Source organism: Cellulomonas hominis (assembly GCF_901521055.1).
In the GTDB taxonomy this organism is placed as follows: Bacteria; Actinomycetota; Actinomycetes; order Actinomycetales; family Cellulomonadaceae; genus Cellulomonas; species Cellulomonas endometrii.
Map to the genome: position 1 here is coordinate 17,393 of NZ_CABEGA010000038.1, position 21,397 is coordinate 38,789.

The window sequence follows — 21,397 nt, forward strand, 5'->3', positions numbered from 1 at the left end:
GGACCGCCCGTGCCGAGGACCACGACCACGCGTCGGAGTTCGATCGGCGACGTCGCGCGGCTCGCGGGCGTCTCCGTCGGGACCGTCTCGAACGTCTTGAATCGACCCGACCGCGTGGCGCAGCCGACGCGGGACCGGGTGCTCGACGCGATCCAGCGGCTCTCGTTCGTGCCGAACGCCTCCGCGCGGCAGCTCCGCGCGGGGACCATCACCACCGTCGGCGCGATCGTGCTCGACATCCGGAACCCGTTCTTCACCGAGGCCGCGCGCGGCGTCGAGGACCGGCTCGCGCTCGCGGACCACACCCTCATGCTCGCCAGCTCCGACGACGACCCCGAGCGCGAGGCCCGGTACCTGCGGCTGTTCGAGGAGCACGGCGTGTCGGGCCTGCTGGTCGTTCCCACCGGCGACGACCTGGGCCCGCTGCTCGCACTCGCCGCGCGGGGCGTGCACACCGTGCTGCTCGACATGCCGTCGCCGACGGACTCGCTGTCTTCCGTGGCCGTGGACGACGTCGCCGGCGGCCGGATGGCCGGCGAGCACCTGCTGTCGCTCGGGCACCGCGAGATCCTCATGCTCAACGGCCCGCACTCCATCCGGCAGTGCCGCGACCGCCTCGCCGGGCTGCACCGCGCCGTGGAGCGCCACGGCCTCGACCCCGACGCCGTGGTCCGGGAGGTGCGCATCCCCTCGCTCGACGCCGGGGGCGCGGCCGCGGCGTTCGCGCCCCTGCTCGAGGAGGACCCCGCACCCCGCGCGGTGTTCTGCGTCAACGACCTGGCCGCGATCGGCGTGCAGCGGGAGATCCGCCGGCGCCGGCCCGACCTGCTCGGGCGGACCGCCATCGTCGGGTACGACGACATCGAGATCGCGGCCGAGCTCGCCACGCCCCTGACCTCGGTGCGGCAGCCGGCGCACGACGTCGGCTACCGCGCGGCCGACGTGCTGCTGTCCCGCGACGCCGACGGCAACCCGGTGCGGGAGCACGTGGTGTTCCAGCCGGAGCTCGTGGTGCGGTCGACGAGCGTGCCGGCGTGACGACGGGCGGCGCCGGCCGGGTCGACGACCCGGTGCTGGCGGGCCTGCTCGGCCCGGCCGCGCCACGCGGCGCGACCGGGCCCTGACGGGCAGGTCAGAAGGGCATCTCGGTGATCTGGTCGGCCGACGGCGCGACGATGTCGACCGGCTCGCCCCACCCGGTGAAGGTGGCGTCGATCGACCCGCTCGGCAGCTCGGCGCTCATGCGGCGCATCAGGTCGTCGGCGTCGATCCAGTAGGTGTACGACATCTGGGGCGGCAGCGAGGCCGCACCGGCGAGCTCCGGGGACATCGCGGCGGAGGCCGCCGCGGTGTCGATGACCATCGTGTAGGGCTGGGCCAGCGCGCCGCCGACCTCCTCCGGCTCGCCGGCCTTCTCGACCGACACGACGGCGCCCTCCATCTGGGACAGGGCACCGGTCGGGTCGAGCTGACCCGACATGCCCTGGAACGACGCGGCGAGCGGGTTCGAGCTGTCCGCCGGGTCCACCTGGATGAACTTCCCGCCGGTCAGCTCGCCCATGCTCATGTAGACCATGCCGCCGACCACGCGGATCTCGACGTCGCCGACGTCCGGCACGGTGGTGACCATGCTCATCTCCTGCCCGGCGCCGTCGACGTAGCGGATGACGCCCGTGGCGTCGGTGGTGGTGCCCGCCGCCGTGGTCGTCATCTGCATCGTGAGGGTGCCGGCGGCCTGGGAGGCGGCCGTCACGCGGGCGACGAAGTCCTCGGCCGTCAGGTCGAAGTCCGACTCGACCTCGGCGACCTCCTCGGCGGGCGACGACGCCTCGGCGGCGGGCTTGTCCGCCTTCGTGCCCGCGTCGGACGAGCAGGCGGTCAGGCCCAGGACGGCCGCGGCGGTGACGGACAGGACGGCGATGCCACGCGAGACGCGCATGTGAGATCTCCTCGGAGCGGTGGGCCCCGCACGCCGGGCGCGACCGGGCGCGCGGCTCCGCACGCGGTGCCGCCTGGTCCCCCTGTCGACGCCGGCCACGCGCGGGGCGGATCGGCGTGCCGACCGTATCGCCCCTCGGGACGACGTGACCGGCGACGTCAGTGGGCTGCGCGCCGGCGGCGGAGCACGTCACCCGGACGGAGCAACGCACCACCCCTGCGAGAATGCCGGGGTGTCCTCGCTCAGCGCCACCACGCCCGTCCTCGACCCGCCGGTGCTGCCCGCCGGCCACGACATCCGCCTGATCGCGTCCGACATGGACGGCTCGCTGCTGGACGAGCGCGGGCGCGTGCCCGACGCGTTGTGGCCCGTGCTGGACGAGCTGGACCGCCGGGGCATCGCGTTCTGCCCCGCGAGCGGGCGGCAGTACGCGAACCTGCGGGAGCAGTTCGGGGAGCGCGGCCGCGACCTGGTCTACATCGCCGAGAACGGGGCCTACGTCGTCCAGGGCGGCGCGGCGCTGTCCACCGACCCGCTGCCGGCCCACGAGGTGCCCGTCGTCATCCAGCGGGTCCGGGATCTCGCGGCCGCCGGCGGCGACGTCGGCATGGTGCTGTGCGGGCAGCGCGCCGGCTACATCGAGCGGGGCGACGGCGCGTTCGCGGAGCACGCCGCCCGGCACTACGCCTGGCTCGAGCAGGTGGACGACCTCGCGGCGGTGGACGACGTGGTCCTGAAGATCGCGGTGTTCGACTTCGGGTCCGTCGAGGAGGCCACGGCGCCCGCGTTCGCGGACCTCGCCGACCGGCTGCGGGTGGTGGTGTCCGGCCGGCACTGGCTCGACGTGATGAACCCGGACGCCGACAAGGGGCACGCGCTGCGGCGGGTGCAGGAGCGGCTGGGCGTCACGCCGGAGCAGACGATGGCGTTCGGCGACTACCTGAACGACACGGGGCTGCTGGACGCCGCGCACTGGTCGTTCGCGATGGACAACGCCCACCCCGACGTGCGGGCCCGCGCCCGCTACGTCGCGCCCGCGAACAGCCGCAACGGCGTCGTGCGGACCATCGCCGCGGCCCTGGGGATGACGCTGCCGGAGTGACCCGGGCGGCTCACCAGCCGTGCAGGACCGGCGCCTCGCCGGGGAAGGCCTCGAAGACCGCGCGCTCGTCGGACGTGAACGGGCGAGGCTCGTGGGTCTCGCGGTCGAGCTGCACCATGCGGGAACGCGCCCGCAGGTAGACGGCGGGATCGGCCGCGGGGGCGGGGGCCGCGGTGCCGGCGTCGTCGTCGTCGTCGACCTGCGGCACGTCCACCACCTCGTACGCGAAGTCCACCGACGACCGCCCGATCCGCGGGATCCACACGTCCACCGCGATCGGCGCGGGCCGGAACGACAGCGGCGCGAGGTACTCGATCTCGTGCTTGACCACCACCAGCAGCGAGTCCGTCGGGCGCCCCACGGGGTCCACGCCCATGGACGGGAACAGCGCGAACCGGGCGTCGTCGAGGTAGCGCAGGTAGGCGGCGTTGTTGACGTGCGCGAACAGGTCGACGTCGGACCACCGGACCTGCATCGTCACGCGTCCGCGGCGGGAGGGGGACGGGGCGGTCTCGGTCACCCGCTCAGCGTAGGTCGGGCGAGCCGGTCGTCGCTCCCGTGCCGGGTGACTGCGTCACCGCCTCGGCGGTGACCGGACCGGCGGCGACGGGTGCGACGGCGGCCGGCACGCGCCCGCGACGCCGGAGCCGCCCCTGCGCCAGCAGGATGCCCAGCAGGACGAGCACGGCGCCGGCGGGCTCGTGCCACCCCAGCCGCTCGTCCAGCACCAGCACCCCGAGCGCGACGCCGACGACCGGCGTGATGTACGTGACCGTGCTGGCGGCCGTCGGGCCCCAGCGCAGCAGCACGTTGATGTTCCACAGGTACGCGACCCCCGTGCCCAGCACGCCGAGCACCACGAGGCTCCCGACGATCTGCGGCGTCGGGTCCACGGGCGAGCCCACGACCACCGGCGTGAGCAGGAGCAGCGCCACGGCGCCGAACCCGACCTGCAGGAACGCGGTGGTCAGGGCGGGCACCCCGCGCGGCGTCACGAACCGCCGCAGGTACGCGAAGGTGACGCCGTAGCAGAGCGCCGCGCCGAGGCACGCGAGCTGCCCGGCCGCCTCGTCCAGGGAGCCGGCGCCCGACGCGAGCTGCCACGGCGCGATGATCACGACGACACCGGCCAGCCCGACCGCGACGCCGGCGAGACGGTCCCGGGTCAGCTTCTCGACGCGGAACGCCAGCGTGACCATGAGCGCCGTCATGAGCGGGGTGGTGGCGTTGTAGATCGAGGCGACGCCGGACGAGACGTGCTGCTCCGCCCAGGCGAACAGGCTGAACGGGATCGCGCACCCGACCACGCCGAGCACCGCGAAGTGCCCCCAGAGGGCGCGGCTGCGCGGCAGGGGCGCGCGGGTCACGAGCACGACGGCGCCCAGGGCGACGGCACCGAGCAGCAGCCGGGTCCACACGATCTGGAGCGGCGTGGTGCCGTCGAGCGCCACCTTCATGAACAGGAAGCTCGCGCCCCACACCAGGCCCATGGCCACGAACTGGGCCACGGTCGTGGCGCCCGGACCTGCGGCCTGGCCTCGCGTCTGATCGGTCACCGGGGCAGCGTACGACCCGCCGCCGACACGGTTCTGGCGGGTTCGCGACGTCGCACCGGTGCCGCTCAGCCGTCGGCGGCGGCGCGCAGGGCGGCGATGTCGAGCCGGGTCATGCCGAGCATCGCCTGCATCGCCCGCTGCGCCCGCGCGGGGTCCGGGTCGCCGAGCAGCTCGTCGAGCGCCGTCGGGACGATCTGCCACGAGAGCCCGTACGGGTCCTTGAGCCAGCCGCACTGCGACGGCTCCCCGCCGCCGGCGATCAGCCCGTCCCACAGCCGGTCGACCTCGTCCTGCGTCGTCACGGAGACGTAGAACGAGAACGCCTCGGTGAACCGGAACTGGGGGCCGGCGTTGAGGGCCTCGACCGGCAGGCCGTCCAGCTCGAACGACACCGACATCACCTTCCCGGCCATGCCCCCGGGCGCGCCGTCGGGGTAGGTGCGCGTCACGGTCACGCGGGAGCGCGGGATCAGCGACGTGTACAGCGCCGCGGCCTCCTCCGCCTGGTCGTCGAACCACAGGAACGGGTGCACGCTGGTCTGCACGGGAGGCCTCCTCGACTCGGTGCGGTCCCGGCCAGTGTGCCGCTCGGGGTCGCCCGCGTCACCGCCCGCGCTGGGTGGAGAGCCGCCGTGCCGTGACGACCGTGGGCGCCACCACCGCCGCCGGCAGCAGGAACGCGAGCGCCAGGCCGGGCCCGTCCGCGAGCAGCCCGACCGCGACCGCCCCGAGCACCGCGCCGGCGTAGTTGAACAGGTTGACGCGCGCGACGACCGCGTCGACCCGCAGCGGGTCGAGCTCCCCCGCGGCGGAGAACGCCAGCGGGACGAGCGCCCCGACGCCGATCCCGACCACCGCGAAGCCGACGACCGCCGCCCCGGTGCTCGGCACCAGCGCCACCAGCACCAGCCCGAGGGTGGCGGCGAGCGCGGTCGCGGCGACGAGCGGGCCCCGGCCCGTGCGGACGACGAGCCGGTCGCCGACGAGGCGCGTGACGAGGATCGCCGCCTGGTACGCCGCGTAGCCCAGGGGCGCGACGGCGGCGGACGCGAGCAGCACGTCGTGCAGGTAGACGGTGCTCCACGTGCTGACGGCCGAGTCGGCCACGAAGGCGGCGAGCACGACGCTGCCGACCAGCCAGATGCCGCTGGCCGGCAGCGGGCCGCGCCCGGCCGGGTCGGGCGCGGGGGCCGGCCCGGGGGCCGGGGCAGCGAGCGCCAGGTCGGACGCGACCAGCCGGGCCCGGCCCAGCACCAGCGCACCGGCCAGCGTCACGGCGGCCACCACGAGCGCGCCGGCGGCGCCCGGGACCCCGGCGCCCCCGACCAGGGCCGACATGACGAGCGCGCCGGCGACCGCCGCGGCCGTGTAGCAGGCGAAGAACCCGGACATCACCGGCCGCCCGTACCGGCGCTGGACGAGCACCCCCTGGATGCCGCCCGCCGCGTCCACCATGCCCAGCCCGACGCCGTAGACCGCGAACCCCCCGACGAACGGCACCGTCGCCGCGCTCAGCGCGATGACCGGCAGGGCGACCGCCTGGAGGGCGAGCCCGAGCAGGACCGCCGCGCGGCTGCCCCGCCGGGCGGCCACGCGCTCGGCCGCGACCGAGCCCACCGCCGCCGCGACGCAGACCAGCAGCACGACCAGCGACACCGCGGCGTCGTCCATGCCCTGCCGCTCCTTGAACGCCGGCAGCGCGGTGACCACGGTGGCGTAGCCGAAGCCCTGGGCGGCGTAGGCGGCGGACACGGCCACCCGCGCCCGCACGGTCGCCCCGCCGGGTGCCGGGGGGCGGAGGGCAGCAAGCCCGCCGGGTTCGGGTGCGGCGCTCGGGGCGGGTGCGGTCGTGGTCTCGCTCGGGTCGTCCATCGGTGCGCCTCGTCTGCTCGGGGCGGCACGTCGTCGGGCCGTCGGGTGGGGTGGTGCCGGTCAGCCGTCGAGCTCGGGATGCCGTGCCCGCACGATCCCGAAGGCCTCGTGCGCGATCTCCACCGTCCGGGCGACGTCCGCGGACGTCAGCGCGGCGTTGATGAAGTGGTTGTGGTGCGAGGTGAGGAACACCCCGCGCTGCACGCACTCGGCGACCCACTCCTGGTGCAGCATCAGCGAGTCGTCGTCGGCGAGGCGCAGGTAGAACAGCGCTGGCGCCCCGGACGCCACGAGGTGCAGGCCGTGGTCGGCGGCCGCCGCGACCAGCCCGGTGGTGAGCTCCGTGCCGAGCCGGTCGAACAGCGCCGGGGCGTCGAGGGCCTGCAGCTTGCGGAGCGTGGCGATCCCGGCCGCGAACGGCACCGCGCTCATCCAGTAGGACCCGGTGTAGGACAGGCTGCTCACCACGTCCTTCAGCGACTCCCGGCCGCACAGGGCGGACACGTTGTAGCCGTTGGCGAGCGCCTTGCAGAAGCAGATGAGGTCGGCCCGGAACCCGAAGTGGTGGTCCGACCCGGCCAGGTCCAGCCGGAAGCCGGCCCGCACGTCGTCGACGATCAGCACCACGCCGTGCTCGTCGCACAGCCGCCGGACGCCCTGCCAGAAGCCCGGGCTCGGCAGCCGGTTGTCGACGAAGTTGCCGTGCATGTACGGCTGGGCGATCAGGCCGGCGACCTCGCCGCGGTGCTCGGACAGCAGCCGCTCCAGGGCCGCCAGGTCGTCCCACGGCGCGTACAGGTTGTGGGCGACGTCCTCCTCCAGGACGCCGGGGTAGTCGAGCTTCTGCGACCACGGCGCGACCCCGTGGTAGAAGCCGTCGAAGAACACGATCTTCTTCCGGCGGGTCGCCGCGCGGGCCGTCATCACCGCCAGCGTCGTGGTGTCGCCGCCGTTCTTGGCGAAGAACGCCCAGTCCGCGCTGGCGACGGTGTCGACCAGCAGCTCCGCGAAGTCGATCATGACCGTGGAGGGGAGGGTGACGACGTCCTCGAGCCGGCCCTGGGCGGCGGCGGCCGCGGCGACGTCCGGGTCGTTGTACCCGAGGACGTTAGGGCCGTACCCGCACATGTAGTCGAGGTACTCGTTGCCGTCGACGTCCCAGAACCGGGTGCCCTGCGCCCGCTGCGAGAACAGCGGGAACGCGGTCGTCGGGATGTAGCAGCCCTCGGCGGGACCCTGGTGGCCGTAGATCCCGGACGGGACGACGCGCAGCGCGCGCTCGAACGCCTCGCGGCTCTTCGCGTACGTGTACGGCGTGGTGGGGGTGGTCGTGGTCATGCCCGGGCTCCATCTGCGAGGTAGTGGCCGACGCGGTCGAGGATGCGGTTGACGTTGTCGACCATCGAGACGGTGCCGCGCATCGCCATCCGGCCGTCGCCCAGGCACGCGACCGCGCTGACCCGGCCCGCGAGCAGTGCACCGGCGGTGTCGAGGTCCGCGAAGGTCAGCGCGGCGCGCGGCCGCGGGGAGCGCTCCGGCAGGAACGTCATCCGGTGGCCCGCGGTCCGCAGCGTCCAGTCGACGGCCCCCGTGACCTCCAGCGCGACGTCCCCGTCGGGGATCAGGTGGGCGCTGAACCGCCCGGAGCGGTCCTCGTTCGCGAGCTGCGCGGCGGCCGCCGCCGCGACGTGCAGCGTGAGCGCGGTGCTCGTGGCGCGGAACGCCGGGTCGGCGAGGTCCTCGGCCGACGGCCGGAGGTACCGGCCCAGCAGCTCGGTCAGCGGCGCGAGCACGCGGAGCAGGAACGGCACGCGGTGGAACCCGGTGACCGGCACGGGCCGGGCGGTGCCGTCGACCACCCGGTTGAACGCCTCGGGGCTCGCGAACGGCAGGACGATCGTCGCCACCCCGCGGTCGGGAACCACCCGGACCTCCCCGCCGGAGAACGCCAGCACGCCGCGCGGTCCGCCCCGCACCACGAACGCCAGCGACACGGGACGCGGGTCGGCGGCCAGCACCGCGCGGGCCTCGGGCACGCGCCGGACCAGCTCCGGCAGCGTGCCGAGCACCGCGTAGAGGTTGACGTACGCCGCGGCGCGCGGGTCGGTGTCAGTGAGCACGGGACTCCTCCTGGTCGTGGTCCGGCGCGGAGCCCACGGGTTCCGCGAGCGCCGCGAGCGCCCGGGCCGCGAACCGCGCGGTCTCCCGGGCGGCCGCCGTGTCGCGGTCCGCGAGCCACGCGGTCGTCAGCCCGTCGGTGACCATGACGAGCGCGCGGGCGGCCTGGTCCAGCGGCACGGTCCAGCGGCTGCCCGTCGCGACTGCGGCCGTCGCGAGCGTCGCGCGGGCGGACTCGTGGTAGACCGCGTACTGCGCGACGAGTGCCGCCCGCTGGCCGCCCGTCCGCATCGCGTACAGGGCCAGCTCGAGCAGCGCCTGCTCCCGCGCGGGGTCCGCCGCGACCAGGTCGACGAACCGCTCCAGGCCGTCGCGGATGACGTCCTCCAGGCCGGGCGGCTCGGCGTCGTCGGGGGTCGGGACGACCGGCAGCAGGCCCGCCTCCGCGGCGCGGCGCTCCTGGTCGGTCACCTCCGCGATCACCGCCTCCATCAGGTGCTCCCGGGACGGGAACGCGTAGTGCAGGCTCGCCAGGGACATCCCAGCCTCCGCGACGACCGCCCGCGTCGTGGCGCCCGCGACGCCGTCCCGGGCGATCACCCGGATCGCCGCGTCGATCAGCGAGCGCCGCCGGTCCTCCACGGCCATCCGCGGCACGTCACTCACCCCCCGCGAGCCGGCCCGCGACGGCCAGCACGAGCCGCCGGGGCACGACGCCCGCGAGCGTCGCGGTCACGCGGTTCCGCACCCCGGCGACCACCGAGGGCGGCGGGGAGCGGCGGTCCAGCGCGCGGAACGCCACGTCCACGATCTGCGGGACCGTCAGCACCTGCCCGACCCGGAACCGCTCGGAACCCGCGACGCCGAAGAACTCCGTCTCCGCGGGCCCGGGCGCGAGGGCCAGCACCCGCAGCCGGCCGCCCCGGTGCTCCTGCCAGACGGCCTCGGTCAGCGACCGGACGTACGCCTTGGTCGCCGCGTACACCGCGAACGACGGCCCCGGCTGGTACGCGGCGGTGCTGGCGACGTTGACGAGGATGCCCCGCCGGGACGCCGCGAGGTCCGGCAGCAGCAGCCGGGACAGCAGCGTCAGGGCGGTGACGTTCACCTGCACCTCGGCGGCGATCCGCTCCGGGTCGGCCTCGGCGAACGCGCCGTACGTGCCGAACCCGGCGCTGTTCACCAGGGCGTCGACGAGGACGCCCCGGCTCCGCAGCTCCGCGACCAGGGCGCCCGGCGCCGCCGGGTCAGCGAGGTCGGCGGGCAGGACGGTCGACCGGGCCCCGTGGTCCGCGGCCAGGCGCTCGGCGAGCCCGGTGAGCCGGTCCTCCCGCCGGGCGACGAGCACCAGGTCGTACCCCCGGACGGCGAACCGGCGGGCGAACTCGGCGCCGATCCCGGACGAGGCGCCCGTGACGACGGCGACGGGCCGGACGAGGTGCGCGGTGATGGCGGGGCTCCTGGCGCTGGACGGACTGGGTCGGGCGACCCAGTCGTACTGTCGCAGGACGCGCGCCGCGGACGCCATGGCCTGCGGGCAGCCGTAACGCAGGGTTTACGCGGGGGTGGGCCGGGCGGGTGGTGCGGGAGCGCCGACCGGTCGGCGCTCGGGTGCGTCCAGGTCGTTCAGCAGGCGGCGCAGCGCCTCGCTGGTCGCAGGCGTGTTCGGTGTGTAGACCTCGAGGCGGTGATCGGGCGACTCCGGCTGGACCCACACCTGGTAGTCGACGTCCATCGCGCCGAGCGCCGGGTGCGAGAGGACCATGTTCCCGACCGTGCAGTCAGCGACGTCTCCTGCGGCCCAGAACCCCGCGAACTCCGGGCTCTTCAGCGACAGCTCGCCGATGAGCTCCGCCAGTCGCGAGTCGCCCGGGTACCGCCCGGAGGTCAGCCGCAGGTAGGCGACGTGGGTCCGGGCCAGCTCGTCCCAGTTGTCGTAGAGCGCCCGCGTCGACGGGTCGAGGAAGAAGGACCGCGGAACGGACGGACGACGGAGCACGTCCTGCGTGGCCTCGAACGGGAGGTGCTCGAAGAGGAGCGCGTGCCCCGAGCGGTTCCACGCGAGGACGTCGCCACGACGCCCCAGGACGACCGCGGGCAGGCTCTCGTGCAACGACTCGAACAGCGAGAGGACTCTCCGGTGCGGCTGCTCCGGTGCGGGGCGGACCATCCGCGACCGGGGAGGCAAGCGCGCGAGGTTGTCCAGGTGCGCGCGCTCGGCGTCGTCCAACCGCATCACCGACGCGAGCGCGCCCAGCACCTGCGACGACGCCCTCCCGGCCTGGTCCTGCTCGATACGCGTGTAGTACCCGACGCTGACGCCGGCCAGACGGGCGACCTCCTCGCGGCGCAGCCCGGGCACCCGGCGCGGCGACGCACCGGGGTCCAGCCCGATCGAGAGCGGATCCGTCCGGTAGCGCCGTGACATCAGGAAGCTGCCCAGCGTCTCGCCCCTCATGCCGACCACGCTAGGGCCGCACCCGACACCCGGACGGACGGGAAGGTACCCCTGCGAGGTGTACCCGCACGCGGAGCACCCCGGCTGCGGGCATCCCGTCCCCGGGCATTGTCGGCCCCTCGGCGCTCGTCGACGCTGGCGAGCATGAGCTCCCCACCCAGCCCGGACCGCACGAGAAGCGGCGCACCCGCGCGAGCGTGGTGGGGCCTCGTCGCCACTCTCGGGCCCGTGCTGGCCGTCGGGATGGACGGGTCGATCCTGTTCCTCGCCATGCCGAGCATCAGCGAAGCCGTCGAGCCATCGGCGACGCAGGGCCTGTGGATCCTCGACGTCTACGGCTTCGCTGTCGGGTCCTTGCTGATCACCTTCGGGAACCTGGGCGACAGGTTCGGCCGGAGGAGGCTCCTGCTCATCGGCGCTGTCGTCTTCGGGGTCGGCTCGGTGTGGGGCGCCTTCGCCCCCACGCCCGAGGTCCTCATCGGCGCGCGGGCCCTGATGGGTCTGGGAGGGGCGACGCTCCTGCCCTCGTGCCTCGCCGTCATCAGCGAGCTCTTCACGGACCCCGCCCTGCGAGCACGGGCGATCGGCATCTTCGCGGCGACCTTCGCCGCCGGCTTCGTCCTCGGCCCGATCGTCGGCGGGATCCTGCTCGACCACTTCTGGTGGGGATCGGTCTTCCTGATCAACGTCCCGATCATCGTCGCCTTCCTCTGCCTCGCGCCGGTGCTCCTGCACGAGGTGCGCATAACCCGCGCCGGCAGGATCGACGTCCTCAGCGTGGCCCTGTCGGCGGCGGGCCTGATGCTGGCGATCTACGGCGTGAAGCACGCGGCCACGTACGGGCTCGACGGGCTTGCGGCAGCCCTGGTGCTCGTCGGCGCCGCTGTGCTGACGGCGTTCGTCCGCCGTCAGCGACGGCTCGAGCTGCCGCTGCTGGACGTGAGCCTGTTCAGGGCGCCCGTGTTCGCCGTCGCGATCCTCACCGGTCTCACGTCGCTCTTCGTCTGGTCGGCCGCGGCCTTCCTGAGCATGACCTACCTCCAGTCCGTCCTCGGGTACTCCGTCCTCGCCGCGGCCGCACTCGCCGTGCCGGGCGCTGTGGTCCTCACCGCGTCCAGCGTGCTCACCCCCCGCCTGGTCGACCGGATCGGCGCCCGCAGCTCCCTCGTCGTCTGCCACTTCTCGATCGCCACCGGCATGTCCCTCCTGCTCCTGACGGACATCGGGACGGGTGCCGCGTTCTACGTCGCGTCGACCATGGTCTCGGGCGTCGGCTTCGGGATCTCGTTCAGCCTCGTCGCAGACGTCGCCGTGGGCGCGGTCCCCGAGTCACGGGCCGGCGCGGCCGGCGCGATCGCCGAGACGAGCAACGAGATCGGCAACGCACTCGGCATCGCCTTGCTGGGCTCGGTCCTGACCGTCGTGTTCCGCGCCCGGTACCCGGGTGCTGAGACCAGCATCGCCGAGGTGGCCGACGGGCCGGGCACCGCCTCGTCCGCGTACGAGCAGGCCCAGGCGGCGTTCCTCTCGGGGTTCCACCTCGTCGCCCTGATCGCTGCGCTGGTCTGTCTCGGGCTCGGACTGCTCGCCGGCCGGTGGCTCCCACGCCGGCCGCACGACCGGACGCTGCGCCCCGTCCTCACGAGCCGGTGACGCGCGTCGGACGAGCTCCTCAGGTGCCCGACCGCCGCGGGCGCGTGCCTCAGCGCCCCGCGCACCCCACGCACGTCCGGGCGGTCGGGAGCGCCTCCAGGCGGTCGGCCGGGATCGGCCGGCGGCACCGCGTGCAGGTGCCGTAGGTGCCGCGCTCCAGCCGGTTGAGTGCGGCGTCGACGTCGGCGATCCGCTCGCGCATGTCGTGAGCGAGCGCGTCGAGGATGCGGCGCTCGTAGGCGATGGTCGAGCCCTCGGGGTCGTGCTCGTCGTCGGTGACGGACTCGCGCGCCGCGGAGACGACGGCCTCGCGCTCGGCACCGGTGCCGGCGAGGCGGGCGAGGGCCTCGCGCCGGCGCTCGTGCAGCACCGCCGCGACCCGCTCCCTGTCGATCGTCTGCCCCATCGAGCCAGTATCCGCCGCGGGGACGCGCGCGTCATCCGGCCGTCACACGGCGGGGCTAGCCTGCCCGGGTGCCCGAGATCGCCGCCCACGCCCGCACCGTCCCGGCCTCCGGCATCCGCCGCATCACCGAGCTCGCGTGGTCCCTGCCGGGTGCCGTGGTGCTCAGCGTGGGCGAGCCGGACCTGCCCACCGCCCCGCACGTGCTGGACGCCGCGCGCGACGCGCTGGCCCGGGACGACACGCGGTACACGCCGAACGGCGGGATCGCCCCGCTGCGCGACGCCGTCGCCGCGTGGCTGGACCCGGAGCACGCGCTGCCGGTGCGCCGGGACAACGTCTGGGTCACCGCGGGGGGCGCGCAGGCGCTGCACCTCGGCCTGAGCCTGACGGTCGGTGCGGGCGACGGCGTGCTCGTCCCCGACCCGGGGTACCCGCCGTTCACGATGGCGACGCACCTGCTGCAGGCGCAGGCCCAGCCGTACGCGCTCCGCCCGGAGGACGGGTTCCTGCCGGACCCGGCGGTCGTCGAGGCGGCGATCACCGACCGCACGCGGGTGCTGCTGCTGAACTCCCCGTCCAACCCCCTGGGCACGAGCCTGCCGGAGGACCTGGTCGCGGCGCTGCTGGACGTCGCCCGCCGGCACGACCTGTGGGTGCTGTCCGACGAGTGCTACGCCGCCTTCACCTACGACGTTCCGCACGTGCCGGCCGCGCGGTTCGACACCGACGGCCGCGTGCTGACGCTGCACACGTTCTCGAAGACCCACGCGATGACCGGGTTCCGGGTGGGCGTGCTGGTGGTGCCGGACCGGATGGCGCCGCTGATGCCGACGCTGCAGGAGTCGGTCGTGTCCTGCGTGAACACCCCCGCCCAGTACGCGGCTCTGGCGGCGCTGACCGGCCCGCAGGACGCGGTGGCGGCGGCCCGGCGGACGTACCGGGAGCACCGGGACCTCGCGACCGGCATCCTCGACGCGCGCGGCATCCCGTGGCTGCCGGCGACCGGGGGCATCTACCTCTGGGCGGACGTGTCGCACGCCTCCGGCGGGGACGTCGCGGCGTGGGTGGAGGACCTCGTGCGGACGGAGGGGGTCGCGCTGGCGCCCGGGTCCGCGTTCGGGCCGGCCGGTGAGGGCTGGGTGCGCATCTCCCTGACGGCGAGCGCCGCGGACCTGCGGGCCGGGCTGTCCCGGCTGCCGGCGCGGACGGTCCCCGCGGCCGGCTGACCGCGCCCGGGACCGCTCCCGGGCGGCTCAGTGCTGAGCGAGGGCCGCCTCGAACTCCGCCAGCACCGCGGGCGAGAACAGCACGAACCGCACGAGGTCGACCGGGTCGGCGTCCGCGTGCGCCGCTGCCCAGCCCCGCACGGCGTCCGTCGCGACCCGCGCCACCTCCCGCGCCGGCCAGCCGTAGACGCCGGCGCTCACCGCCGGGAACGCGACGCTGCGGGCGCCGACCTCCGCGGCGACGTCGAGCGACCGCGTGAAGCACGACCGCAGCAGCGCGGGGTCGGTCTGCCCGGCGCGCGCGTCCGGCCCCACGGTGTGGATCACCCAGCGCGCGGCGAGCCGGCCCGCGCCGGTGGCGACGGCCTCCCCGGTGGGCAGGCCGTCGGGGAGCGTCGTGCGCCGCAGCTCGCGGCACTCGGCGAGCAGGTCGGGTCCCGCCGCGGCGTGCAGGGCGCCGTCGACGCCCCCACCGCCCAGGAGCGAGGAGTTCGCGGCGTTGATCACGGCGTCGACCCGCTCGGTGGTGATGTCCGACTGCACGGCCTCGATCTGCATGGGGCCATCGTCGCGCGGACGCGCCCGGGCCGCCCTACCGTGAGCAGCGACGACGACCCACCCGGGAGGACACCGTGACCGAACCCATCCCCTCCGACGCGCCCGTGCACGACGGCCGCGAGGACGTCCCGGAGCTCGAGTACGACGAGACCGTGCCGCCGCGCCCGGAGGAGGAGGTCGCCGACGTCGCGCGAGCGGTCCCGGATCCCGCCGGCCACGGCGAGCCGGAGCTCGGCGGCGCGGACGAGGCGCGCCTGCACCCCTGAGCGGCGGCGGTTCACCCCCGCGGCACGCCGCGCCGCCGCAGCGCCGCGCGCGCCGGGGTGGGGCATGCTGTCGGCGTGCAGATCCGGCGGGTGCAGGAGGACGACTGGGAGGTCGTCCGGGACGTCCGCCTGCGCGCGCTGCGCGAGGACCCCGGCGTGTTCGGCTCGTCGCTCGCGCGTGAGGAGATGTTCGCCGAGCCGCACTGGCGGATGCGCGTCCGGGGCGCCGCGACGTGGGTCGTCGACGACGAGGGCACGCCCCGCGGCCTGGTCGGGATGATCCAGGAGCCGGGGTCGCCGACCTCCGACCGGCACGTCGTGCAGCTCTGGGTCGCCCCGGAGGTGCGCCGGCGCGGCCTCGGCTGGGCGCTCCTCGACGCCGTGAAGGAGGCCGCCCGGGCGGAGGGCGCCGCGACGGTGTCCCTGTGGGTCGTGGACGGCAACCACGCCGCGGGCGACCTGGTCGTCCGCGCGGGCTTCGAGCGGACCAACGAGCGGCACGCGCTGCCCCGCGACCCCTCCCAGGTGGAGGAGCGGCTGGTCCTGCGGCTCGGCTGACCGCTCGGCAGGCGCCCGCTCTCGCGGCTCAGGCCGGGTCGGGCGCCGACTCCAGCAGCAGCGTCACGGGCCCGTCGTTCACCAGCTCGACGGCCATGTCGGCCCCGAACACCCCGGTCGCCACGGTCAGCCCCCGCGCCCGCAGGTCGGCGACCACCGCGTCGACCAGCGGCTCGGCGACGGGGCCCGGCGCCGCGGCGTTCCACGTGGGACGACGGCCCTTGCGCGTGTCGCCGTAGAGCGTGAACTGGCTGACCACGAGGACCGGCGCACCGACGTCGACCGCCGACCGCTCGTCGCGCAGGATCCGCAGCTCCGCGATCTTCCGGGCGAGGTGCTGGACCTGCGCCGGGCCGTCACCCGGCGTGACGCCGACGAGGACCACGAGGCCCTGGCCGTCGAACGACCCGACGACCTGGCCGTCCACCGTCACCGACGCGCGGCTGGCCCGCTGGACCACGGCCCTCACGCCGCGGGCCCGCCGAACGCCGGGACGACCGCACCGACCGGCTCGCCGTGCCCGAGCACCGGCGTCGTCCCGAGCGCGTCGAGCGCCGCGACGTCCACGCCCGGCACGTCCGCCGCACCGGCGACCCGCAGCGCGGCGGCGAGGACGGCGGGCCGCGGCCGGCCACCGCCGTCCGTGACCTTGAACGCGACGGCGGACCCGTCCCGGAGCGCGGCCGCGTAGACGCCGTCGGCGCCGTCCTTCGCGACCAGGCCGGGGACCGCGCGCATCGCCCGCGTGACGTCACGCGTCGCGCCGCCCACGAGCTCGGGGTGGCCGGACATGGCCGCGGCGACCAGGGCCGGCGGCGTCCCCGGGTCCTCGACGGGCGCCGACGCGATCCGCGCGAACGCCCGGGCGAGCCCGATGAGCGTGGTCGAGAACAGCGGGGCGCCGCAGCCGTCGACGGTGGTGTGCCAGGCCTGCTGCCCGGTGAGCTCCTCGATCGCGGCGCGGCAGGCGACCTGCACCGGGTGCTCGGCGTCGAGGTAGCCGTCGGGGCCCCAGCCCGGCTCGTCGGCGTGCGCGACGCAGGTGGCCAGCATCGCCGCGTGCTTGCCGGAGCAGTTCTGGGCGACGGGCTCGGGGCCGTGGCCGTCCTGCCGCCACGCGAACGCGGCGTCCGGGTCGAGCGGCAGGTCGGGGGTGTTGTCGAGCGCCGACTCGTCCAGGCCCGCGGCCAGCAGCGTCTCCCGGACCACCCGCAGGTGCTCGGGCGTGCCGTCGTGGCTCGCGCAGGCGAGCGCCAGGTGCGGCCCGTCGAGCTCGACGCCGGCGCGCAGCATCCCGACGGCCTGGAGCGGCTTGAGCGACGACCGCGCCAGCACCGTGACCTCCGGGTCGCCGAGCGCCAGCCGGACGTCGCCCTCCGGGCCCAGGACCACGAGGTGGCCGAGGTGCACCGACTCCACGAGCTCGCCGCGGACCACGCGCGCCAGCGGCACGGCGGCGGACGCGACGTCACCGGACCGGGCGCCCGACACCGCGACGACCGCCGCCGCACCCGGCGTGCCGTGCAGGCGCTCGGCCACGTCCGGGCCGCCGGGACGGATGCCGGGCACGCTCACCACCCGCCGCGGGACGGGCCGGTGCCGCGGCCGCGGCGGCGCGAGTGCGGGCCGATGGCGGGGCGCACGTCCACCAGGTAGACGATCGCCGCGACCGCGCTGAGCAGGTCGAGGAACATCGGCACCCCGCCGATGCCCAGCGGCGGCGGGACGGCGAGGAACGCCAAGACCACCGCGATGACGAGGATGATCGTCCAGATCTGCTTGGTCTGCTTGCCCGCCGCGGAGAACGCGGTCGCGGGCCGGCGCAGGGCGTCGACGAGCGCCCACACACCCAGGCCGAGGATGACGAGGCTGAAGGCCAGCAGCAGGAGCTGCTGCGCGGAGGCGAAGATCACGCGCCGAGCCTACGGGGCGCCGCGGCTCAGATCTCGGGGAGCGCCTCGCGCGCCGTGCGGCCGTCGACGCCGCTGGCCTCCAGCAGGTCGACCACGAGCGACCGCAGCAGCAGCACGAGGCTCTGCGCCTGCCAGTCGTCGCGCGTGAGCGTGAACGGGTCGAGCTCCGCGGCGAGCGCCAGCAGCTCCTCCCGCGACCGCAGGGGCTCGGTGCCGCTGCCGAGGGCCGACGCCAGGGCGTCCGCGGCCAGCGCCACGCGGTCGACGGCGTCCGCGACCGGTCCGAGGTCGTGGGGCTGCTCGGCCTCGACCGTGGCCAGCGACCGGCGCGCCAGCACCCGGGCGTTGCGGACGGCCCGGTCCACCCGGACGGCCGCCTGCCCGACCCACGCGAGCTCCGTGCGGTGCCGGCGCGCGCGGGGCGACACCCGGCCGAGGTCCCGCGCGGCCGACGCCGCGTCCCGCCACTCGTCGAGCGCCGGCTGCGAGGCGCGCCCGCGGATCAGCGCGTCCTGGACGTCGTGCGAGGAGCGCGACCGCAGGCCCCGGGCCAGCAGCCGCAGCATCCCGGCCAGCTCCTCCACGGCGGCCCGGCCCTGGGCGCGCGGGCGCCGGCGCGGGTCGCTGGGGGTCAGCGCGGCGACGGCGAGCGCGACCAGGCCGCCGACGAGCGCGTCCGTCCACCGCCCGACGGGGCCGCCCGAGGCGCTGACCGCGGGCAGCCCGACGATGACGATGGCCTGCACCCCCGCCTGGGTGGTGAGCATCGGGCCCCGGTCGAGGAACCGGGCGATCAGCGCGGAGACCCCCAGCACGAGGCCGACCTGCCACGGTCCCGTGCCGATGCCGTGCACGACGAGGTCGCCGAGCGCGACGCCCAGCGCCACGCCCACCGCGAGCTCGGCCACCCGGCGCAGGTCCCGATCGGCGGTGAACCCGAGGGCGATCCACGCGCTGACCGGCGCGAAGAACGGCGCGCTGTGCCCGAGCACGTAGTACCCGATGGCGTACGCGACACCGGCGGCGACGACGGCCTGCAGGACCGGCACGAACGCGGTGCGGACCCGCGACCAGCCCTGGCGCGCGCGGGCGCCGACCTGCACGCGCACCGACGACGGCCCGCGCGTCGACGGCGAGGTGGCCGCTCCCGTCACAGCATCGGGTGGCCGCCGAGGCCGCGCGTCAGCGGCCCGTGCGCGGCGGGGCGGTCGGCGGAGACGCCGTCCCCCGGGACCACGGTCTCCTGCCCGGCGGTGATCGCACCGCCGTCGCAGTCCACGACCACGTCGACGTCCACCGGCGCGGAGCGCTTGACCACCGCGAGCGCGACCGGCCCGAGCTCGTGGTGCCGGACGAGGCTCGTCACCCGGCCGATCTCGCGGCCCGGCTCCCCGGTCGTCAGCAGGTCCCCGAGGTCGCGCACCGCGGCGCCGGGCTCGGGCAGCAGGTGCCCGGACCCGTCGAGGTGCAGCAGGACCAGGCGGCGCGGCGGCCGGCCGAGGTTGTGCACCCGGGCGACCGTCTCCTGGCCGCGGTAGCAGCCCTTGTCCAGGTGCACGGCCGTCCGCAGCCAGTCCAGCTCGTGCGGGATGGTCCGGTGGTCGACCTCGCGGCCGAACCGCGGGCGCCACGCCTCGACGCGGACGGCCTCGCTCGCCCACGTGCCGACCAGCGGCCAGCCCGCGGCCTCGCGCGCCCGCACGGCGTCCACCAGGCCCGCGCGGGGCACCAGCACGAGCCGCCAGACGCGGTCGGCACCGGGGTGCTGGTCGTCGGGCAGGCCGTACCGGGTGCCGCCGGGCAGCGTCCGGGGCCACGGGTCGCGCCAGGTCACCGGCTCGTCGGCCGTGCCCTCGGCGCCGACCGGCTCGCCGATCGCGGCCCAGTCGTCCGTGACGTCCGCGACCTCGACGCGCAGCATGAACCGCATCCGGTCCAGCCACGCCGCGAGCGCCGGCGCGGTCTCCGTGATGAGCCAGGTCGCCTCGCCGTCGTCCACCACGGCCGCGGCGTGCTCGACGTGCCCCTGCGGGCTGAGCACCAGCGTCTCGGTGGACGTCCGCGGCGGCAGGTCCGTCAGCTGCTGCGACGTGATCGAGTGCAGCCACGACAACCGGTCGGGGCCGGTGACCCGGACGACGCCGAGGTGCGACTGGTCGACGACGCCGCCGCCGCGGGTCAGCGCGCGCTGCTCCGCGGTGGGGTCGCCGTAGTGCCACGCCACCCCCGCGTCCGGACCCGACGCGGCGACCGCGCCGTGCCGGGCGAGCAGGGGACTGCGGTGCCGGGGCTCGACGGGCCCCGGGGCCTCGGGCTCCGTGCTCGGGGTGGCGGCCTCGGCGGTCACGTCACTCCACCACGCGGCTGAGGCGCGCCGACGCGTACGACTGCAGCTCGTGGCCGAACGCGGCGAGGTCGTGCGCCCACATGAGCTCGCCCTGCACGAGGCCGTACAGGCGCTTGCCGGCGGTGACCTCCGCGCCGGTGGCGGTGCGGGCGATGAGGTCGCTCACCAGGTCGATGCGGCCGTTGCCCGTCGCCCCCACGTACACGGCGACGTGCCCGGAGGGGTCGGCGAGCAGCAGCTCGACGGGGTGCAGGTCCGAGCCGAGGCCCTCGGGCCGGTCCGGCGGGACTCGCCAGTAGCCCTGCTCGGTGGCCCACACGGCGCCGTCGTCGGCCGCGTCGGGGACCGGCTCCTGCGCCGGGGTGCCGTCGGCGTCGGCGAGCGCGGACGCGTCGTCCGGCGCCTCGACGAGCCGGATGGTCGACGTGTAGGAGAGATAGGGCCCGCCGTCGTGGTCGATCACCACGTCCTGCGTGAACGCCGTCTCCTCGATGCCCGGGTACCCGACGACGCCCTCGCCGTGCCACCGGCCGACGAGCCAGGCCAGCGGGTACATCTCGGGCGCGAGGCCCTCAGGGAGGGTGAACGCCATCCGATGCCCTTCTTCCTCAGCGCTGTCCCTTGAACAGCCGGTAGACCACGAAGAATGCGAACCAGCCGATCGTGATCGTCGCAGCGACGAGCAGACCGATGAACACGATCTCGAGTGCCTGCATGCACCGATCCTAACGACGGAAACCCCGTGCGCCTTCCCGGCCCGCCCGGACCGGGCCCGTCGGGGGCACGGACTGCGCCCCGTAGCGGGGACTGCGCCCGCTGCAGAGGGCGCGGTCCCGGGCAGCGGGCGCAGTCCGTGCGCGCCGGCGGCGGGAGGGGCGCGCGGGTCAGGCCGGGCGGCGGAGGCGGGCGCCGAGGAGGTACAGCTCGCAGCCGAGGCACAGGCCGAACACCGCGTTCAGCACCGCCGCGACCAGCGCGAGGGCCGCCGCGACCGGGACCGCCGCGCCGACGCCGAGGAGCGCCAGCAGCACGCCCGCCCCGGTGATGACGAGCCCGACGAGCTGGGCGAACCGTGGCGGGCGCGGGTCCTCGAGCTCGGTCGGCGGGGCCAGGCGGGGGCGCACGAGCGCGCGGAACAGCAGGCCCTGCACCGTCCCCTGGGCGCCGCGGGCCGCCCCGAGCGCGAACAGCGCGGCGACGACGGCGAGCGCGACCGTCCCCGCGGTGCCGGGCAGCAGCAGCACGACGACCAGCAGGACGGCGGTGACGGCGGCGCCGAACCGCGGGCCGCGCGGGTCGATGCCCGCCGGGGCCCCGGCGGGTCGCAGCGGGGTGGTGCCGGCGGGGGTGGTGCCGGCGGGGGTGGTGCCGGGCGAGGTGCTCATGGCGGTCCTCCACGGGGGACGCGGGCGGGTGGGGCGAGGA

The 21,397-nt window shown here is 75.8% G+C and carries 25 protein-coding genes; 6 read left to right on the forward strand and 19 right to left on the reverse strand.

Annotated features, from left to right (window positions below; translation table 11 throughout):
- The first annotated feature begins 9 nt into the window (after positions 1-9).
- Complete coding sequence (locus KJP73_RS10940) at positions 10-1,038, forward strand: LacI family DNA-binding transcriptional regulator (protein WP_213282893.1); 1,029 nt, start codon at positions 10-12, stop codon at positions 1,036-1,038.
- A 94-nt stretch (positions 1,039-1,132) separates the two neighbouring features.
- On the opposite strand, the gene KJP73_RS10945 is transcribed toward KJP73_RS10940, so the two are convergent.
- Complete coding sequence (locus KJP73_RS10945; protein WP_213282894.1) at positions 1,133-1,939, reverse strand: hypothetical protein; 807 nt, start codon at positions 1,937-1,939, stop codon at positions 1,133-1,135.
- Between the two features lie 232 nt (positions 1,940-2,171).
- On the opposite strand from KJP73_RS10945, the gene KJP73_RS10950 reads away from it, so the two are divergent.
- Complete coding sequence (locus KJP73_RS10950; RefSeq protein ID WP_249669308.1) at positions 2,172-3,041, forward strand: Cof-type HAD-IIB family hydrolase; 870 nt, start codon at positions 2,172-2,174, stop codon at positions 3,039-3,041.
- A gap of 10 nt (positions 3,042-3,051) precedes the next feature.
- On the opposite strand, the gene KJP73_RS10955 is transcribed toward KJP73_RS10950, so the two are convergent.
- The 9 genes from KJP73_RS10955 to KJP73_RS10995 all read right to left on the reverse strand — a co-directional run bounded on the left by KJP73_RS10955 (position 3,052) and on the right by KJP73_RS10995 (position 11,045).
- Positions 3,052-3,561 carry an acyl-CoA thioesterase gene (locus tag KJP73_RS10955; RefSeq protein ID WP_249669309.1) on the reverse strand — a complete coding sequence of 170 codons (510 nt, stop codon included), beginning with the start codon at positions 3,559-3,561 and terminating at the stop codon, positions 3,052-3,054.
- 4 nt (positions 3,562-3,565) lie between these two features.
- Positions 3,566-4,531 carry a DMT family transporter gene (locus KJP73_RS10960; RefSeq protein WP_213282917.1) on the reverse strand — a complete coding sequence of 322 codons (966 nt, stop codon included), beginning with the start codon at positions 4,529-4,531 and terminating at the stop codon, positions 3,566-3,568.
- 131 nt (positions 4,532-4,662) lie between these two features.
- Positions 4,663-5,142, reverse strand: a complete 480-nt coding sequence (locus KJP73_RS10965; protein WP_213282895.1) for a VOC family protein — start codon at positions 5,140-5,142, stop codon at positions 4,663-4,665.
- Positions 5,143-5,200: 58 nt separating this feature from the next.
- On the reverse strand, positions 5,201-6,469 hold the full coding sequence (locus KJP73_RS10970; protein ID WP_213282896.1) for an MFS transporter: 1,269 nt from the start codon (positions 6,467-6,469) through the stop codon (positions 5,201-5,203).
- A 60-nt stretch (positions 6,470-6,529) separates the two neighbouring features.
- A complete protein-coding gene (locus tag KJP73_RS10975; RefSeq protein WP_213282897.1) occupies positions 6,530-7,807 on the reverse strand; it encodes an aminotransferase class III-fold pyridoxal phosphate-dependent enzyme in 1,278 nt (425 codons plus the stop codon).
- A complete protein-coding gene (locus tag KJP73_RS10980) occupies positions 7,804-8,589 on the reverse strand; it encodes a hypothetical protein (RefSeq protein ID WP_213282898.1) in 786 nt (261 codons plus the stop codon). The genes KJP73_RS10975 and KJP73_RS10980 overlap by 4 nt, the downstream gene beginning before the upstream one ends.
- Complete coding sequence (locus tag KJP73_RS10985) at positions 8,579-9,235, reverse strand: TetR/AcrR family transcriptional regulator (RefSeq protein WP_213282899.1); 657 nt, start codon at positions 9,233-9,235, stop codon at positions 8,579-8,581. Before KJP73_RS10985 ends, KJP73_RS10980 begins: the two co-directional genes overlap by 11 nt.
- 10 nt (positions 9,236-9,245) lie before the next feature.
- A complete protein-coding gene (locus tag KJP73_RS10990) occupies positions 9,246-10,115 on the reverse strand; it encodes an SDR family NAD(P)-dependent oxidoreductase (protein WP_213282900.1) in 870 nt (289 codons plus the stop codon).
- A 27-nt stretch (positions 10,116-10,142) separates the two neighbouring features.
- Positions 10,143-11,045, reverse strand: coding sequence for a helix-turn-helix transcriptional regulator (locus tag KJP73_RS10995; protein WP_213282901.1), 903 nt, complete (start codon positions 11,043-11,045; stop codon positions 10,143-10,145).
- Positions 11,046-11,189: 144 nt separating this feature from the next.
- Between KJP73_RS10995 and KJP73_RS11000 the strand changes: the two genes are divergently transcribed.
- Positions 11,190-12,698: an MFS transporter gene (locus KJP73_RS11000; RefSeq protein ID WP_213282902.1), complete on the forward strand. Its 1,509-nt coding sequence runs from the start codon at positions 11,190-11,192 to the stop codon at positions 12,696-12,698.
- Positions 12,699-12,747: 49 nt separating this feature from the next.
- Here KJP73_RS11000 and KJP73_RS11005 read toward each other — a convergent pair whose 3' ends face one another.
- Positions 12,748-13,104, reverse strand: coding sequence for a TraR/DksA family transcriptional regulator (locus KJP73_RS11005; protein WP_213282903.1), 357 nt, complete (start codon positions 13,102-13,104; stop codon positions 12,748-12,750).
- A gap of 68 nt (positions 13,105-13,172) precedes the next feature.
- Here KJP73_RS11005 and KJP73_RS11010 point away from each other — a divergent pair, with 68 nt between their 5' ends.
- Positions 13,173-14,330: a pyridoxal phosphate-dependent aminotransferase gene (locus tag KJP73_RS11010; RefSeq protein ID WP_213282904.1), complete on the forward strand. Its 1,158-nt coding sequence runs from the start codon at positions 13,173-13,175 to the stop codon at positions 14,328-14,330.
- 27 nt (positions 14,331-14,357) lie between these two features.
- Here the strand turns inward: KJP73_RS11010 and KJP73_RS11015 are convergent, their stop codons facing one another.
- Positions 14,358-14,888, reverse strand: a complete 531-nt coding sequence (locus KJP73_RS11015; RefSeq protein WP_213282905.1) for an O-acetyl-ADP-ribose deacetylase — start codon at positions 14,886-14,888, stop codon at positions 14,358-14,360.
- A 74-nt stretch (positions 14,889-14,962) separates the two neighbouring features.
- On the opposite strand from KJP73_RS11015, the gene KJP73_RS11020 reads away from it, so the two are divergent.
- The gene (locus KJP73_RS11020) at positions 14,963-15,154 is read left to right on the forward strand and encodes a hypothetical protein (protein ID WP_213282906.1); all 192 of its coding nucleotides are present in this window, start codon (positions 14,963-14,965) and stop codon (positions 15,152-15,154) included.
- Between the two features lie 75 nt (positions 15,155-15,229).
- On the forward strand, positions 15,230-15,712 hold the full coding sequence (locus KJP73_RS11025) for a GNAT family N-acetyltransferase (RefSeq protein ID WP_213282907.1): 483 nt from the start codon (positions 15,230-15,232) through the stop codon (positions 15,710-15,712).
- A 28-nt stretch (positions 15,713-15,740) separates the two neighbouring features.
- Here KJP73_RS11025 and dtd read toward each other — a convergent pair whose 3' ends face one another.
- The 7 genes from dtd to KJP73_RS11060 all read right to left on the reverse strand — a co-directional run bounded on the left by dtd (position 15,741) and on the right by KJP73_RS11060 (position 21,357).
- Positions 15,741-16,181, reverse strand: coding sequence for a D-aminoacyl-tRNA deacylase (dtd, locus tag KJP73_RS11030; protein ID WP_213282908.1), 441 nt, complete (start codon positions 16,179-16,181; stop codon positions 15,741-15,743).
- Positions 16,178-17,203 carry an asparaginase gene (locus KJP73_RS11035; protein WP_213282918.1) on the reverse strand — a complete coding sequence of 342 codons (1,026 nt, stop codon included), beginning with the start codon at positions 17,201-17,203 and terminating at the stop codon, positions 16,178-16,180. Before KJP73_RS11035 ends, dtd begins: the two co-directional genes overlap by 4 nt.
- An 80-nt stretch (positions 17,204-17,283) precedes the next feature.
- On the reverse strand, positions 17,284-17,625 hold the full coding sequence (locus KJP73_RS11040; RefSeq protein WP_249669310.1) for a DUF2516 family protein: 342 nt from the start codon (positions 17,623-17,625) through the stop codon (positions 17,284-17,286).
- A gap of 26 nt (positions 17,626-17,651) precedes the next feature.
- Positions 17,652-18,734, reverse strand: coding sequence for an FUSC family protein (locus KJP73_RS11045; RefSeq protein ID WP_249669311.1), 1,083 nt, complete (start codon positions 18,732-18,734; stop codon positions 17,652-17,654).
- A gap of 41 nt (positions 18,735-18,775) precedes the next feature.
- A complete protein-coding gene (locus KJP73_RS11050) occupies positions 18,776-19,972 on the reverse strand; it encodes a YgfZ/GcvT domain-containing protein (protein WP_213282910.1) in 1,197 nt (398 codons plus the stop codon).
- A 1-nt stretch (position 19,973) separates the two neighbouring features.
- On the reverse strand, positions 19,974-20,564 hold the full coding sequence (locus KJP73_RS11055; protein ID WP_213282911.1) for an FABP family protein: 591 nt from the start codon (positions 20,562-20,564) through the stop codon (positions 19,974-19,976).
- Positions 20,565-20,856: 292 nt separating this feature from the next.
- A complete protein-coding gene (locus KJP73_RS11060; RefSeq protein ID WP_213282912.1) occupies positions 20,857-21,357 on the reverse strand; it encodes a DUF4395 domain-containing protein in 501 nt (166 codons plus the stop codon).
- Between the last annotated feature and the right edge of the window lie 40 nt (positions 21,358-21,397).

Excerpts from the sequence above, each read along its gene's own strand:
- KJP73_RS10995 (WP_213282901.1), bottom strand. The coding sequence starts at position 11,045 with ATGAGGGGCGAGACGCTGGGCAGCTTCCTGATGTCACGGCGCTACCGG.
- KJP73_RS11055 (WP_213282911.1), bottom strand. The coding sequence starts at position 20,564 with ATGGCGTTCACCCTCCCTGAGGGCCTCGCGCCCGAGATGTACCCGCTG.
- KJP73_RS10990 (WP_213282900.1), bottom strand. The coding sequence starts at position 10,115 with ATGGCGTCCGCGGCGCGCGTCCTGCGACAGTACGACTGGGTCGCCCGA.
- KJP73_RS10945 (WP_213282894.1), bottom strand. The coding sequence starts at position 1,939 with ATGCGCGTCTCGCGTGGCATCGCCGTCCTGTCCGTCACCGCCGCGGCC.
- KJP73_RS10960 (WP_213282917.1), bottom strand. The coding sequence starts at position 4,531 with ATGGGCCTGGTGTGGGGCGCGAGCTTCCTGTTCATGAAGGTGGCGCTC.
- KJP73_RS10985 (WP_213282899.1), bottom strand. The coding sequence starts at position 9,235 with ATGGCCGTGGAGGACCGGCGGCGCTCGCTGATCGACGCGGCGATCCGG.
- KJP73_RS11005 (WP_213282903.1), bottom strand. The coding sequence starts at position 13,104 with ATGGGGCAGACGATCGACAGGGAGCGGGTCGCGGCGGTGCTGCACGAG.
- KJP73_RS11015 (WP_213282905.1), bottom strand. The coding sequence starts at position 14,888 with ATGCAGATCGAGGCCGTGCAGTCGGACATCACCACCGAGCGGGTCGAC.
- KJP73_RS11060 (WP_213282912.1), bottom strand. The coding sequence starts at position 21,357 with ATGAGCACCTCGCCCGGCACCACCCCCGCCGGCACCACCCCCGCCGGC.
- KJP73_RS11000 (WP_213282902.1), top strand. The coding sequence starts at position 11,190 with ATGAGCTCCCCACCCAGCCCGGACCGCACGAGAAGCGGCGCACCCGCG.
- KJP73_RS10970 (WP_213282896.1), bottom strand. The coding sequence starts at position 6,469 with ATGGACGACCCGAGCGAGACCACGACCGCACCCGCCCCGAGCGCCGCA.
- KJP73_RS10975 (WP_213282897.1), bottom strand. The coding sequence starts at position 7,807 with ATGACCACGACCACCCCCACCACGCCGTACACGTACGCGAAGAGCCGC.